A 15,145-nucleotide genomic window follows, 5' to 3' on the forward strand; every position below is an offset into this window, starting at 1 on the left:
GCAGTTGTTGGTTGATGGTTGGTGGGAAGAAGATGTTAGATGTTAGTAAGCATCCTTGAAAATCTACTTTCATCTTCTCCATCAGTGTTCTGCAAAATTTCCCCCTCCGGGGGCAGGGGGCTAATCAGCACATTTTCTTTAACCGTTCTACAGCTGCTTCCAGCGTCGTTTCTTTTTTAGCGAAGCAAAAACGCAACACTCTGTGATCATCGCCATCTACATAAAACGCCGATGCAGGTATGGTGGCCACACCACATTCTTTCACCAACCGCATGGCCATGTTTGTATCGCTTTCATGGCTGATGTTGGCATAGCTGTACATTTCGAAATAGCTGCCAAAAGATGGCACTTCTTCAAAAGGTGTGGCTTGCATGAGCTGCCGGAAATAATCCCGCTTGGCTTGTAGCTGACCACTCAGGCGTAGGTAAGGTTCTTCCGGCTGCAGGTACTGCGCCAGTGCCACCTGCGCCGGGCTGTGGCAGCTAAAACAATTGAACTGATGTACTTTCCGAAACTCTTTTGTAAAAGCAGGCGGTGCTATGCAGTAGCCTAATTTCCAACCGGTGCAGTTGTACACTTTACCAAAACTAAACGACACAAAGCTGCGTTCGTATAAATCGGGGTAGCGCAGCATGCTCTGATGTTGGCGGCCATCAAATATGAGGTGCTCGTACACTTCATCACTCATGATGAGGATATTGGTGCCAGCTACCGTACTACGGAGTTGTGCAATGTCGGCTTCGCTCAGCACAGCACCCGTGGGGTTGTGTGGCGAATTGAGCAGTATCATTTTGGTACGTGGTGTAATGGCCTTGCGTACCGCCGCCCAATCAATGCTGTAATCGGGAAACTGCAATGGTATGCGAACGACTTTGCCACCGTTGATTTCAATGTTCGGAATGTAACTGTCGTAGGCAGGTTCAAACACAATGACTTCATCGCCTTGGCCAATGGCAGCAGTGATGGCACTGTAGATGGCATAGGTACCGCCGGGTGTAATGGTAATTTCTGTATCGGGATGAATGGTAGTGCCATACAACCGCTGCACTTTTTGGGCAATGGCTTCCCGCAGTGCCAAATGCCCGGGCATGGGTGCATATTGGTTGTAGTCATCTTGCATGGCTTTGCTCACCAAATCGGTCAATGCTTCATCCATGGGATAATCGGGAAAGCCCTGACCAAGGTTGATGGCGTTGTGCTCCGTAGCCAAAGCACTCATGACGGTAAATATGGTGGTGCCAACATTTGGCAGTTTGGATTGTAACATCATGTAGCAAACCTATAGGATTATCAAAACGAATGGTCAGTAATCGATGCTGGTCTGATGAATTTTTATGCAAGAAGCTACACAAAAAAAACCGTGGAGTGCATGGCTGATGGCGGCTGCTTATTTTCTGGCAGGCATCAATCATTTTCGGGTTCCTGAGTTTTATTTACCGTTGATACCTGACTATCTCGGCCATAAAATTCTGCTCAACAACCTGAGCGGTGTAGCTGAAGTAGTGTTGGCGCTGTTTTTGATAAATGCCCGCAGCAGAAGATGGGCGGCATGGGGCATTATGGCCATGTTGCTGGCCTTTGTACCTGCACATATCTGGATGATACAAAAAGATGGCTGCCTCGACCCCAACGGTTTGTGTGTACCAGTTTGGGTAGCATGGGTTCGCTTATTGATTGTGCATCCATTGCTATTGTGGTGGGCCTATCGTTGTTGCAAAACAACCACTACAACATCATAATTTTTCTACCCCCGACAGCAGCTCAATAATGCGGTCTTTTTTGGTACGGCTGATGGCCAATTCCGAACCATCTGTCATAACGATACTACCACCGTCATTGCGCAATAATTTGCGCATGTACTGTGGATTGATGAGGTGGCTTTGGTGTATGCGGATGAAGCCATTTTCCGACAACACTTTTTCTACATCTTTCAAAGTTCTGCAAATGAGGTGTTGCGTTTTATCGTTGCAAAAAATACGGGTGTAGTTGTTGTCGCTTTCGCAGCGGATGATACTCGCAATTTCTAAAAACTCCAGGCCTTCACCTGTTGGTAATGCTACTTTGGTTTTGGGTTTGTGCTGCGCCTGCATTACTTCCTGCATCAGGGCTATTTGCGAAGCAGTAATGAGCTTGTGTTTTTTCTCCCACCATTTTTCCAGCATGGTTTTCAAATCATCATCATCAATGGGTTTGAGCAAGTAGCTGATGGCGCTGTAGCTAAAAGCTTTGATGGCGTACTGATCGTACGCTGTTACAAATACCACATCTGCTTCGTAAGGCATCAGCTTGTTCAGCAATTCAAAGCCGTTCATTTCCGGCATTTCTATGTCCAGAAAAATGAGGTCAACTTTATGTGCCAGCAAGTAGCGCAATGCTTCGGCAGGTTTATTAAACGTACCGCTGATACTGATGCGATCGCCAAAGTGTTCAGTTAGTAATAATCGCAGCGATTCCGTGCAATGCAGTTCATCATCAATAAGAATAGCTTTAAACATGTGTGGGTTGTTTACAAGTGATTACAACACGGGTTCCGTTAATGTGTTCATCTACAATAATATCTTCTACCTGAACCGTTAGCGTTACATGTTCATGCAAACCGAAAAGCCGCATCCGTTCCATGGTTATATTCATGCCAAGGCTTTGGTGCTCCAGTCCGCCTTCTTGTTTTCGCAGCTGGCTGGCTTGCCTGCCTACGCCATTGTCTTCTATGCAAATGCAACAACCACCGGGCACTTCCGATACACTAATGCGTACCATTTTTTCGGGCTTGTTGCTGTTCATCAATCCATGCTTGATAGCATTTTCTGCAAAGGGTTGCAGCAACAAAGGTGGCAGTACAATTTCATCGGTATCAATATTCGCAGCCACTTCTATATGATAACGATACGTATCACCAAAGCGTTGGCCTTCAATATCGAGGTACAGTTGTGTAAGGGCCAGTTCTTCAGCCAGTGTCACAGTTTCCCGTCTTGAGTTTTCCAATGTTAGCCGAAGCAATTTGCTAAAACGCATCAGGTAGTCGCTGGCATTTTTATACTGCGCTGTTTGTATTTGATAGCGAATGCTGTTGAGGCTATTGAAGATAAAATGCGGATTCATTTGACTGCGCAGCGATTGCATTTCGAGTTGTGCCAATTGTCGTTCATATTCCAATCGCAATTGCTTTTCTTTTTGCGCTTCCAGTTCTGCTGTACGTTCTGCCACCGTTTGCTCCAACTGCACATTCATGTTGCGCACCAGTTGTTCATTCACTTCCAGCTGTTGTATGTACGATTGAAAATGTTGACGCTTTTCTTTTTCTGTTAGATACATTTTGTAACCGAGGGCTGCTGCAAACACAATGCTATCTAACAACACTGCCGTTTTTAACGCCACCATAGGGGTGATGTAAAAAAACGGTTTCGGATCGACAGAACGATACAAATTACTCACAGCTGCCCACGCAGTAAATGCTATAAAAATGACACTGGCCAGCATGAAGAACTTTTTCAGCGGACTCTTTACCTGTAGCACTATCCACACTACCGCTACAATACACAATACATAACTCAACAACCGAATCAACACAAAACCCGAGTTAGGCAGCAGGTAAGTATGTGTAGCAAATTGGTACACGGTAATACTTGCTGCGTAAAGCAAAAACACAGCAATAACTGTTTTGATGTACACACTCAACCTACGATAAGCAAATGCATTGACAAGGCTGGCGCCAAATGCTACATAAGCTGCATAAAAAACGTATTGTAATCCTTCGCTTACCTGCAGGTAATAGGGCATTACATGAAACACCAGCTTACCTGCATAGCTGTATGTACTATTTGTTTTGGGCAATAAATACAGCAGTGCACCAGCTATGTACATCACGTAATACATGAAGCTTTTTTCTTTGAACCACCAGCCCAAAAAACTCATGAAAAAAAGACTAAATACCAGACAGCCTAACACAACAGCATGGTACAAAGCTGGCGGACTATCTTCAGCATAAGCCGTCACAAGGCTTGCATCATAATAAGCAGGTGTTTCTAAATAAAAACTATGAAAGTACAAGTGTGCATGCTCGTTGTACACTTTGGCATACACCGTAGCAGTTACTCCTGCTGCTAAAGAAAATCCATTTGAATTGTTATCGTCATCAAACTGTAATCCGCTGCTATTGATGTAATCGCCGGAAAAGAGCTGTAGCACTGTATCAGGATATTGAACTGTCAATACAAAACTATCGCTACTGCCATGTGTGATGTATAAATATTGCGACCTGGAACTGTTGTTGTGCAGCACAACTCTCAGCCAGATATCTTTCTGCCCACGGCTCAGCCATTGCGAATCAACAGGGAGCCATGCTTTGCTCAGCGCAGCTTCCTGCCAATTGGAAGCCGCACTGGCGGGCATCACCTGCACGGATTGGTGCTTTTCCAAAGCAATGTAGCCATCTATTGCAGCCACAGCAATGGTATCGGCCGCTGATACACGGCCAACACAACAGTACCACAATGCAAAAAGAAAACAAACAGCTTTCATAGTGTAAACAGCAATGTACAAGAATCTGCTGCAGGCAACAAATATGCATTGAGCAGTTGGTAACACTCACTGAGAAAACGACAGGCTGCAGCAAATTCTCAGGCAACTATGCACAATGCTACGCTTCATGTTGCACAATACTCAACGCCCATTGCCTGCTGCTCATGGCCTTCATAGTTTCACCCTTGCATCATTTGCTCACCCCTCTCAGAAAGAAACGTATGAAACAATTGTTGTTCAGCTTCCTTGCACTTTGCAGTTGCCAATTGCTGCCAGCCCAAAATAGTGGCCAGCGCATTAAAGAAAATGCCAAATGGAAAACCGAAAACAAGGTGAACGAAAAAGTAGACCAAGCCATAGATGATGTACTGGATGGCAAACTGTTTAAAAAGAAAAACAAAGCTGCCGCTGACTCTGCCAAAACCTCAAGTGCTACACCCAATACAAACGCAGCAAAAAACGAACCTGGCATGCAGGAAAAACAACCGTTGAAAGCGTATAGCAAATTTGATTTTATACCCGGCGAAAAAATATTGTACAACGATGATTTTGAACGTGTGGCCGTGGGCGACTTTCCGGCAGAATACAACACAGATGCCAGCGGCGAAGTAATGACCATAGAAGGCAAAACCGGCAAGTGGTTGGGCCTTTCAAAAAACGGCAGTTTCATACCTGAAAAAATAACCAGCCTGCCCGACAATTTTACCTTGGAAATGAACGTGGGTATTCTTGATGACCCAGGCAATAACATGAGTGGATTTGGGTTGCATTTTAATACTGATAAAACACAGCTGTTTGATTACCATTTTGCAAGGGGCAGCTTTGTTACCCTGCACCCGTCTGGCGGCACCGCTGCATTCAGCGTGTATCAGGCAGCCACCGACAACAGCCTGAGCAACGAGTTTAAAATGCCACAATGGGACATCACAACCGACCAATCTTTTGCACGGCTGAGCATCTGGCGCCAGGGCAGCAGGTTACGGGTATATGTAAATGAAAACAAACTGATGGATATCCCTCGTTTCTTCAACCTGCAACAACCATATCACTTCGCCTTCTTCCGCGACTTTTTTGGCGATTGCAACCTGTTGTTGACAGATATAAGGTTAGCCGCCGGCGCCCCCGATACCCGCAGCAAACTCATTACTGAAGGCCGTTTCAGCACTACGGGCATTTTATTCGATTTTCAGCAAAGCAGCATCCGCCCCGAAAGCTATCAGGTATTAAAAAACATTGCGGCTACCCTTGCAGAAAACCCAACTGTACGTGTAAAAATTATGGGTCATACCAGCAACGATGGCGATGCCAACGCCAACCTGCTGCTGAGTAAGCAACGGGCAGCAGCCGTAAAAAATACACTGGTAAAAGATTTTGGCATTGATGCCAGCCGCCTGGAAACCGACGGCAAAGGCGGCAGTGAGCCAACCGACAAAGGCAGCACACCCGAAGCAAAAGCCAACAACAGAAGGGTTGAATTTATCAAACTGTAAATCGTTTTTACTCCTATGAAACATACACTCTCTCTTGCACTTTGCTTCATGAGCATGTTTGCTACTGCGCAACATGTGGGCATTGGCATTGCCAACCCAACAGACAACCTGCAAGTGCACGGTAACAATGCTACCAGTTCGGGCATTAGTTTTACCAACAACGCTACGGGTAATACTGCAGCCAATGGCATGCGGATTGGTTTGTTTTATGATGCTGCAAATGCCATCAACCGATACGGCTTTATTAGCGTACCTGCTAATCTGCCTTTCAACATTTGGCAGGGAACGCAACGCAGATTGGTGATGAATAATACCGGTGAAATTGGCATTGGCATGAGTCCTTATCCGGGAGCAACATTGTCTGTCAATGGTTCAGCATATGTAATTGCCAAACCTGCAACCGGTGCGTTGGTATTTGTGGCAGATACCATTGCCAGCAATACCAATCTGGGCACAGGTGTTGTGCTCACCAAACATTTAAGTACGGGCAGAAACTTTTTCAATTTCTTGCTCAGGGGTGATCGTTCACAAGCAATACTGGAAGTTGATTTTAAAAACGGTACCGCCAATGCAAAGCAAACTGAAATTTTGTTCGACTCAACCGGCAGAATTGGTATTGGCAATTATCTGAGCTACTACAACAACCCCATTCAATCGGACCTGCACTTGTTTGGCTCACAAACCATTGAAGGCAAAACCGGTGGCACTCAATTGTCCATTAATGGCCCTGCCAGCAACTATTCATCCGGCTCCTACTTTAAGCTGGCATACAATGCATCGGGCAACGAATCGGCGCCAGTTCCTTTAGGACAACGTTTTCATTATTTCATGAAGCTCAATGACAGTAGTGTTTTCAATTCACCTGATGCAGGTGGATCGCTGGCTATTGGGCGATACAGAACCACCCCCCTGGGAGCTATTTTTTACAAGAATGATTTGATTGCGTTGTCTCAAAATAAAACCGGGCAGGTGGGCATTGGTGGGTACCCTTTGTCGACAGACAATGTGCATGAAGTGTTTATGTGGGGCAATACCCGTTTTAGTGCGGATAAAATTACCCTCGACCGTCCCGCTGCAGCAAGTGCCAGTAGTGCCAGCATAGAGCTTCGCAATGAAGGTGCTTACCGCTATGGCTTTGGCTACGATGCCAGCAACGATCGTTTCTTTTTGTACGAAGGCAAAAGCAACAGCAATGCATTGTTCGTGAACAACGGCCGCCTTGGTGTTGGTAACCGCAACCCAACCACCAACACCCTCGAAGTAAACGGCAATGCCAGCAAAGCCACAGCCGGCGATTGGTTAGCCAACAGCGATGCCCGGCTGAAAAAAGAAATTACACCACTCAACAATGCCTTAGAAAAACTGCTGCAATTGAAGGGCGTTACTTACGAATGGAACGATGATAAAACCGGCACCACACGACCTGCCGGAAAACAAATGGGTTTTACAGCACAAAATATTCAGCAGGTATTTCCACAACTGGTAAGCACCGATGCACAAGGTTACTTACAAACCAGCTATGGTACTTATGACGCTTTGTATGTAGAAGCCATTAAAGAACTACTCAGCAAAATTGAAATGCTGGAAAAAAAGATTGCCGCTTTAGCTGAGCAACGTTAATGCCTACCATCAGCACACTCCTTTCAACCATCAACCTCATGCGTACCTCCTCATTTATGTGTAAGAATTTTGTATTGGTTTTTCTTTTTTGTGCAAACACCATCATGACCATGGCACAACCCGGCAATGATGATTGTGCCCAAGCTGTTTCTCTTTCGGTTTCTGCCTCTGGACTGCCGACATTTACGCAAGGGTTGACTACCGGTGCTACAGCTACGAGTGCCGGATGTACCGGTACCGCCACTGCCGATGTTTGGTATCAGTTTACAGCTGCGCAAAGCAGCCAGTACATTTACTTGCAACACAACAACAGCGGGCCTACCAATGCTGTTATTCAGGTATTGAGCGGAAGCTGCGGGACGCTTACATCCTTATCCTGCAATGGAAGCGGTATTACGCACAACTTTCCCAACACCATTGTTGTTGCACAATCAGGTCTTACACCTGGCCAAACTTATTTCATAAGGGTGTACTACAACAATACTACCAGTACAGGCTTTGGGATAGCAGTAGCCAACGCCGCACCCAACAATGAATGCACCAATGCCATTTCACTGGGAGTAAGTGCCAATGCCACAGGTTCGTTTATTGCTGGTACTACCATTGGTGCCACCGCCAGTACACCCAACAACAGCTGCATTTTTTCGAGCTCTAATGATGTGTGGTACACATTTACAGCATCAGCTGCTACACACAGCATCGATATCTTACAATTGAACAATCCACAACTACAACTTTTTACCGGTACCTGCAACAATCTTACTGCTACAGCCTGTAATTTTTTCTTTCAAAATATCAGTGACACTACCCGCATTACCGCAAGTAATCTACAAGTGGGTGCTACTTACTATGCAAAAGTTTTTTCGGGCAACTTCAATACCAACAACAGATTTCAACTGGCAGTCACAACGCCTTTTGTTGCTGCCAATGATGTTTGTGCCAACGCCACACCTTTGGAAGCATCTGAAACAACATGCAGCCCGCAACGCATATCATTTCGCGGAGCAGTACCAGACGCTGTATCGAATAGTAACTGCAGCTGGACGGGCACTCAAGACCAGGATATATGGTATACCATAACAGCCAATGCCGACAGACTAAAAGTAAAGTTTTGGCAGGATGGAGGCCTAAATACTTGGAGCAAAAGACTGGCACTATACAATGGAGATTGCCAAAACCTGAACCCATTGGTGTGCGGTGTTGCAGATTCGTTTACTGTCAGCGGTTTATCAGTTGGAACAACCTATTATTTACGTGTCGCAAAAAGTGGAGGCACCATTAATGATAGCATTGGTCAACTCTGTATGAGTATACCACCAGTTGCAGTTTACGATGATTGCAGCAGTGCAGCCATCCTGGCTGTAGGCAATAGTCACATCATCAACTATCAGCCTTTTACCATTAACAATGCCAGTTACTCACTGGCGGTTTCACCTGCTATCGCCCCATTTGTTACAGGCAATAAAAATGACATTTACCTTCAGTTTACAGCTACAGCAAGTACAAGCTATGTTGGTCTTTCGGCAGCCACAGCCAATGCAATAGAGTATGCCATTTTTAGTGGCAGTTGTGCCGCCCCTTCGCTTGTGGTTTCACCATCCATTATTGGCACAGATGTAAAGCTGGCACTTAGCACTACCATTGGACAAACCTATTACCTATGGCTTAGCGGTACCGGCAACCAGCAAATACGTGTAGGCGTAAGCAATGCAATTGATGCGCCCAATAAGGTATGCACAAATGCATATCCCGTTACCGTGGCAGCATCCTCAGAAAAAGCAATTCCTGTGAAGTTGCAGTTTGGCAGTAGCGGGCTCAGCCAGGCCTCTTGTCCTGCCGGGTATACCACCGAAACCTGGTTTAGCTTTCAGGCAAGTTCAGATTCTTTGGGCTTAGTGCTGGCAGCGGCTCCGCAAGGTTATGGCTGGCAGATATTTACCGGAGATTGCAACAATCTATCGTCGCTGAAATGTGGAACAGTAAATAGTAGCAACACCTGGACACCTACAATTATCAACGGTCTTACGGCTGGCACTACCTACCTGCTGCGTATGCTCAGCACAGGCTTTGTAGCAGAAACGAGACAACCACTCATGTACTTGTTTAATGCCAAAAAAGCGGCTGCCAATTATTGTTCGCAAGCGGTTCCATTGGCCATACAGCCTTCATCGGGATATGGCTTTGCTTCGGGCACTAATGCCGGTTTTTACAATGAGGTAAACAACTGCACTACGACGGGTGAAGCTTGGTACAGTTTTGTAGCCACAGCTACAGCACATACTCTTGTTGTAAAAGGAAATTTATCGCCACGCATTTCTTTATACACAGGCCAATGCGGCAGTTTGAGCTTGCTTACTGGTTCTTGCATCACAGCCAGCCAATCTGGCCGCGATGTGCGGAGCTTAATCAACCTGATACCTGGCAACACCTATTATGTACGAGTGGCCGGCACAGGCAATTTTGCCAACAGTGGTCAGTTTGACATTGCCATTACCAACAACAATACTCCGGCTAATGACGAGTGCATCAATGCCTTGGAGTTACCCATTGGCACTTTACTCCAAAATAAATTGAACCAATACCAGAGCACACGTGGCAGCACTGCATCCGCTACAGGAACTTTGCCTGTTACTACTTGTACTGCTTCACAAAATTTTGGTGATGTTTGGTTTTACTTCACCGGCAATGGCAAGCAGCTGACGATTGAAACAGACGCCCTCAACAATCAACCTGTAGTACATGTGTACACCGGAAGTTGTGGCAGCTTCACCAGCATTGCCTGTACCGATCAGTTGGGCATGCTCAATATTGCTTCGCAAAATGGTGTACGCTACACTATAAGAGTAGCTCCCAGATTTTCGACAGCCATACCCGAATTTCAGCTGCGTGTTTTTGAAACACCCGTACTACAGAGTAATGCACTCATCAATACAAACTGCTTAGGCCAAAACCTGGTGTTAAATCCCGGCTTCGATAGTTTACAGCAAAATGCGGTATGCCCTACCAACTTTGTTACACAACCTTCTTTTGGCAGCCCACGTTTCGACTTACTGCCAGTAAAAAGCTGGACAATGCCCAACCTGGCCACCACCGATATTTTTGCTACCTGCGCTGGTATTGCTGCTTCTGTAAATCCGTTGTACAACAATTGCACGGGATATGAAACACCACTTAGTGGTGGTAACTATAGCGGCTTTTTTGCGCATGTTGTCAACAGAGATTATCAGGAATATTTGCAAGGCCAATTATCATCGCCACTGGTAGCAGGCAAAACCTACCTCTTCAGTTTCAACATTAGTCTGTCTGATTTTTCGGCATTGGCCATCGATAAAATTGGAGTGTACTTTTCCAATACAATTGTACAGGTACCTATAGATGGTGCGTTGCCACTTACGCCACATTGGGAATCGCCTGCAGGTCAATTCTTCAACCAAAAACAAGGCTGGACCACTGTAAGCTTTTTATACACGCCTACTACAGCCGTTGAGTATTTTATCATTGGCAATTTTCAGCATCATTTACAAACAACTATTAGCCCCGCATTAGAAAATGGCGGCAGCAATGCCGGCGGTGCATTTAGTGGCTGTAGTGCCACAGAAGCAAAGCCAACAGTTTATTACTATGTAGACGATGTAAACATGGCTGAAGTAACCGGTACAGACTGTGTACTTCCCATTGATGATTTAAGATGGCAAACAAAACTGATGCAGGAAAATGTACAGATACTATGGAGCAAGCAGGAAGAAAAAGAAATCCGTAGTTATGAAATACAGCACAGTAAAGATGGCCGACTATTTAATACGATAGCAAGTGCATCAGCAATCGGAAAGCAACAATATCAGTATACACATCCATCGCCCGGCAGCGGCGTACATTATTACCGTATACAGCTGGTGTATAAAAGTGGTAAAACAGAAATCAGCAATGTAAAAAGCGTTACACTTTCTCTTGCTCAAAAACCAAACGTATTTCCATCTTTAGTTTTTGACCGTGTTCAAATTACTAACCTTGCAGACAATGCCAACATTACACTCATTAACCAGTGGGGGCAAGTTGTACAAACATGGAAAGCCAGCAAACAAGCCACACTCTTTATCAATGGAAAAAGCAAAGGCAGCTACCTCTTGCTGATAGAACAATCAGGAGAACGCTATACTGAGAAGATTATACTGCAATAAACCATTTATAAGCCATTATCTGACATCAGGTAACATTGATGTCAGATAATGGCGTTTGCCTTTTATCAAAAAGTAAAAGCACATACACAAGTGGCATAGCAATTGCAGCAATGAGCTGTACCTTGTTGCTGCTTATGCCTTATCTCGATACTTATTCTACGCCACTCACGGCAGCTACTGCTGCACATTTGTTGCGCAGGGCCACGGCGGGTCCACGCAAGCCAGAAATTTCGGCTTTTACAAGCCTCACCTCTACCGAAGCATACGACACGTTGCTGGCCAATGTGCAGTACTATCCCGAACCGGTCATTCACCTCGATACCGGCAATGCCGGCTTTGGCAATGCCCTCAACAGCGGCGCCCCGTTTGATACTGATTCTAATTTTGGTAAAGTGCAATCGGTACGGTTTTGGTGGCTTGGTTTAATGGCCAATCAAAGCCGGCCGCCCAGCCTTTTGGAGAAGCTGGCCCTGTTTTGGCAAAACCATTTTGTAGTGAGTTCAGAGGTTGTAACGGAGTACCGGTTTGTGTGGCGTTATCTCAATTTAATTCGGGACAATGCGCTGGGTAACTTCCGCAGCTTTGTGAAGCAAGTAACCATTGACCCTGCCATGCTCGAATACCTCAATGGCAATCAGAATGTAAACGGCGCCCCCAACGAAAACTATGCCCGTGAGCTACAAGAATTATTTACCGTAGGTGAAAAAGATTTTTATGGCAATGCCAACTACACAGAGCAAGATGTAAAAGAAGCAGCCCGTGTGCTTACCGGTTGGCGGCATTACAATTACTGGTGGAATGGCACCACTTCTATCTACAGTGCCTTTCAGCTCAACCGCCACGATACAGGCAATAAAATTTTCTCTGCCAAATACAACAATGCAGTTATTACCGGCAACAATACCACCAATGCTGGCAATGTAGAAGTAGATGCACTCATCAGCATGTTGCTCAATCATCCGGAAACACCCAAGTTTATTTGCCGCAAATTGTACCGCTGGTATGTAAACCCCAATGTGACGGAAGAAATTGAAAACAATGTGATTATTCCATTGGCAAATTTTTTCAAAAGCCCGGGCAACAATTACCAGATAGAACCTGTGCTGCGCAAGTTGCTCACCAGCGATATTTTTTTCGACATCAGCAATCGCGGTGCGATATTAAAATCGCCCATTGAGTTGATTATTGGTGCGTATCGATTGTTTAACCTGCCGCCGCCCAATGCGGCCACCGAGCCCGGTCCGGCAGAAAAATACCTCGGCAATGTGTGGTGGAATACACTCAGCATGCAAATGCCCATTACCGCTCAGTCATCTGTGTTTGGCTATGAACCATACTATCTCGCTTCAAGGTCGAAAGGTTGGTTAAGTTCGGCTACGTTGGCTCTTCGCTATCAGTTTGCCGACACCTTGATTTGGCCATGGCTGCAGGTGACGCCATCATACAAATTGGGCTTGGATTTAGTAGGATGGGCTACTTCGTTGCAGCCCAACTTTGGCAATGTGGCCGCGTCGGCTGCCATTACCACCGAGCAAATACTGGCCAGTTTTGCTGAGCACTTGTTTGTATTTCCGTTGAGCACTGCCCAGCAAAATTTTCTCATCGATACCATCATGATGCAGGGCATTCCGCGTAGCTCCTGGATATTTGAATGGAACCGCTACCGGCAAACACCCGCAAACCTCGACAACTTCAATACTGTTCGTTGGCGCTTATCGCTGCTGATGCGCTACATGCTCCGCATGGCCGAATTTCAAATTAGCTAACCCGCACCACGCATTTGCATTTATGAAAAGAAGAATCTTTGTTCGCAATACGGCTTTGGCTTCTGTGGCGCTTCCGCTTCAGCTCAATGGTTTTGGCATGACGGCCCACAGCGAAGCCAGCCATTTGGTGCAGGCGTTGGGCAATGTACCGGCTGCTAATGAAGACCATGTGCTGGTCATCATTAACATGGTGGGTGGCAATGATGGATTGAATACTGTGATACCTGTAGCGCAGTATTCGCAGTACTACAATTTGCGCAGCAACATTGCCATTCCTACCAACAAACTGCTGGCGCTGGAAGGCGAAACAGACATTGCGCTGCACCCGGCACTCTCGGGTATGCGGGATTTGTACAATGATGGATTGGTAAGTATTGTGCATGCCGCTGGCTATCCCGATTCTAACCAAAGCCATGCCCGCAGCAGCGATATTTGGATGACAGGTGTAAGTGCCAATCAATACGCCAGCACGGGTTGGGCGGGCCGATACCTGGAGCAGCGTTTTACAGGTTATCCAGCAGGATACCCTAGCGCCAGCATGGAAGATCCGTTGGCTTTACAAATTGGGTACACCGCTACACCAACCTTACAAGGCACAACACAATCTACAGGAGTTACCATCAACGATGCCAATGCATTTTACCAACTGATTGGCGAAAGCAGCAATGTGGCCGGCGAAGATTTGCCCTGCTGCGATGCCGGCGATTTGGTAGCCTTTGTGCGGCGGCAGCAAGTGCTGGCCGTGGGCTATTCAACCGAAATAAAACAAGCGGCGGATGCTGGGGCTAATCTGGCAACTTACCCCACACAAAACCGGCTGGCCGATCAATTAAAAATTGTATCCCGATTGATACACGGCGGTTTAAAAAGCAAAATTTATTTCGTGTCGATGGATGGTTTTGATACGCATTCGGGACAAGCCGAAAGCAGCGATGTAACCACCGGCACCCATGCCAACTTGCTGAAGCAATTGGGCGATGCAGTAAAGGCATTTTACACCGATTTGCAACTACAGGGCACACAACAACGAGTGCTGAGCATGACGTTTTCTGAGTTTGGCCGCAGGGCCAATTCCAACAGTTCGCTTGGCACCGATCATGGCCAGGCGGCACCTATGTTTCTCATTGGGCAAGGCTTGCAGAAAAAGCAAATCGGTACACCCTCAAACCTCGTCAGCGATTTGCTGCCGGTGAATCCGCAGCCATGGGAAACACAACGTGATTTGGCCATGCAAATTGATTTCAGAAGAGTGTACACTGATGTGCTCAACGATTGGCTGGGCAACGACCCCGGCGATACGGCGCAAATTTTGTATCAGCCTTTTGCCACCACCAGCATACTCAAACCCACCATTGAAACCATTGGCACGGGCAACTGGGCCGACCGCAGCACCTGGAGTGCCGGTCGCATGCCACTGGCCGGCGAAACGGTGATTGTAAATGCAGGGCACACCCTGCGCATTCCGCAATCGGTAAGTGTCCACAAAATGGAAGTGCATGGCACACTCGATGTAAAACCCGGTGTGCAGCTCAACATTACGGGACAATAAAAAACCATTCCGGGTGGAATGGTT

General features: G+C 46.3%; 9 protein-coding genes. 6 read left to right on the forward strand and 3 right to left on the reverse strand.

Going from position 1 to position 15,145, the window contains the following annotated elements; translation table 11 throughout:
* Nucleotides 1–124: 124 nt before the first annotated feature.
* Nucleotides 125–1,270 carry a methionine aminotransferase gene (locus V7Q13_RS06215; protein WP_333799813.1) on the reverse strand — a complete coding sequence of 382 codons (1,146 nt, stop codon included), beginning with the start codon at nt 1,268–1,270 and terminating at the stop codon, nt 125–127.
* A gap of 64 nt (nt 1,271–1,334) precedes the next feature.
* Here V7Q13_RS06215 and V7Q13_RS06220 point away from each other — a divergent pair, with 64 nt between their 5' ends.
* Nucleotides 1,335–1,739, forward strand: coding sequence for a DoxX family protein (locus tag V7Q13_RS06220; protein WP_333799814.1), 405 nt, complete (start codon nt 1,335–1,337; stop codon nt 1,737–1,739).
* Here V7Q13_RS06220 and V7Q13_RS06225 read toward each other — a convergent pair.
* Both V7Q13_RS06225 and V7Q13_RS06230 read right to left on the reverse strand, forming a co-directional pair.
* Complete coding sequence (locus tag V7Q13_RS06225) at nt 1,734–2,495, reverse strand: LytR/AlgR family response regulator transcription factor (protein WP_333799815.1); 762 nt, start codon at nt 2,493–2,495, stop codon at nt 1,734–1,736. The two genes, V7Q13_RS06220 and V7Q13_RS06225, sit on opposite strands and share 6 nt — an antisense overlap.
* Complete coding sequence (locus tag V7Q13_RS06230) at nt 2,488–4,518, reverse strand: histidine kinase (RefSeq protein ID WP_333799816.1); 2,031 nt, start codon at nt 4,516–4,518, stop codon at nt 2,488–2,490. The genes V7Q13_RS06225 and V7Q13_RS06230 overlap by 8 nt, the downstream gene beginning before the upstream one ends.
* A gap of 221 nt (nt 4,519–4,739) precedes the next feature.
* On the opposite strand from V7Q13_RS06230, the gene V7Q13_RS06235 reads away from it, so the two are divergent.
* The 5 genes from V7Q13_RS06235 (at nt 4,740) to V7Q13_RS06255 (ending at nt 15,121) form a co-directional block, all read left to right on the forward strand.
* Nucleotides 4,740–6,008: an OmpA family protein gene (locus tag V7Q13_RS06235; RefSeq protein ID WP_333799817.1), complete on the forward strand. Its 1,269-nt coding sequence runs from the start codon at nt 4,740–4,742 to the stop codon at nt 6,006–6,008.
* Nucleotides 6,009–6,023: 15 nt separating this feature from the next.
* A complete protein-coding gene (locus tag V7Q13_RS06240; protein ID WP_333799818.1) occupies nt 6,024–7,628 on the forward strand; it encodes a tail fiber domain-containing protein in 1,605 nt (534 codons plus the stop codon).
* A gap of 104 nt (nt 7,629–7,732) precedes the next feature.
* On the forward strand, nt 7,733–11,806 hold the full coding sequence (locus tag V7Q13_RS06245) for a T9SS type A sorting domain-containing protein (protein WP_333799819.1): 4,074 nt from the start codon (nt 7,733–7,735) through the stop codon (nt 11,804–11,806).
* A 110-nt stretch (nt 11,807–11,916) separates the two neighbouring features.
* A complete protein-coding gene (locus V7Q13_RS06250; RefSeq protein WP_333799820.1) occupies nt 11,917–13,572 on the forward strand; it encodes a DUF1800 domain-containing protein in 1,656 nt (551 codons plus the stop codon).
* Between the two features lie 22 nt (nt 13,573–13,594).
* Nucleotides 13,595–15,121 (forward strand): DUF1501 domain-containing protein, encoded by a 1,527-nt coding sequence (locus tag V7Q13_RS06255; RefSeq protein WP_333799821.1) that lies wholly within the window; start codon nt 13,595–13,597, stop codon nt 15,119–15,121.
* Nucleotides 15,122–15,145 lie beyond the last annotated feature (24 nt).

The sequence above is a fragment of the Phnomibacter sp. genome (assembly GCF_036803085.1).
In the GTDB taxonomy this organism is placed as follows: domain Bacteria; phylum Bacteroidota; class Bacteroidia; order Chitinophagales; family Chitinophagaceae; genus Phnomibacter.

Coding starts and splice junctions, on each gene's coding strand:
- V7Q13_RS06215 (WP_333799813.1), bottom strand. CDS start 1,270: ATGATGTTACAATCCAAACTGCCAAATGTTGGCACCACCATATTTACC.
- V7Q13_RS06220 (WP_333799814.1), top strand. CDS start 1,335: ATGCAAGAAGCTACACAAAAAAAACCGTGGAGTGCATGGCTGATGGCG.
- V7Q13_RS06225 (WP_333799815.1), bottom strand. CDS start 2,495: ATGTTTAAAGCTATTCTTATTGATGATGAACTGCATTGCACGGAATCG.
- V7Q13_RS06230 (WP_333799816.1), bottom strand. CDS start 4,518: ATGAAAGCTGTTTGTTTTCTTTTTGCATTGTGGTACTGTTGTGTTGGC.
- V7Q13_RS06235 (WP_333799817.1), top strand. CDS start 4,740: ATGAAACAATTGTTGTTCAGCTTCCTTGCACTTTGCAGTTGCCAATTG.
- V7Q13_RS06240 (WP_333799818.1), top strand. CDS start 6,024: ATGAAACATACACTCTCTCTTGCACTTTGCTTCATGAGCATGTTTGCT.
- V7Q13_RS06245 (WP_333799819.1), top strand. CDS start 7,733: ATGACCATGGCACAACCCGGCAATGATGATTGTGCCCAAGCTGTTTCT.
- V7Q13_RS06250 (WP_333799820.1), top strand. CDS start 11,917: ATGAGCTGTACCTTGTTGCTGCTTATGCCTTATCTCGATACTTATTCT.
- V7Q13_RS06255 (WP_333799821.1), top strand. CDS start 13,595: ATGAAAAGAAGAATCTTTGTTCGCAATACGGCTTTGGCTTCTGTGGCG.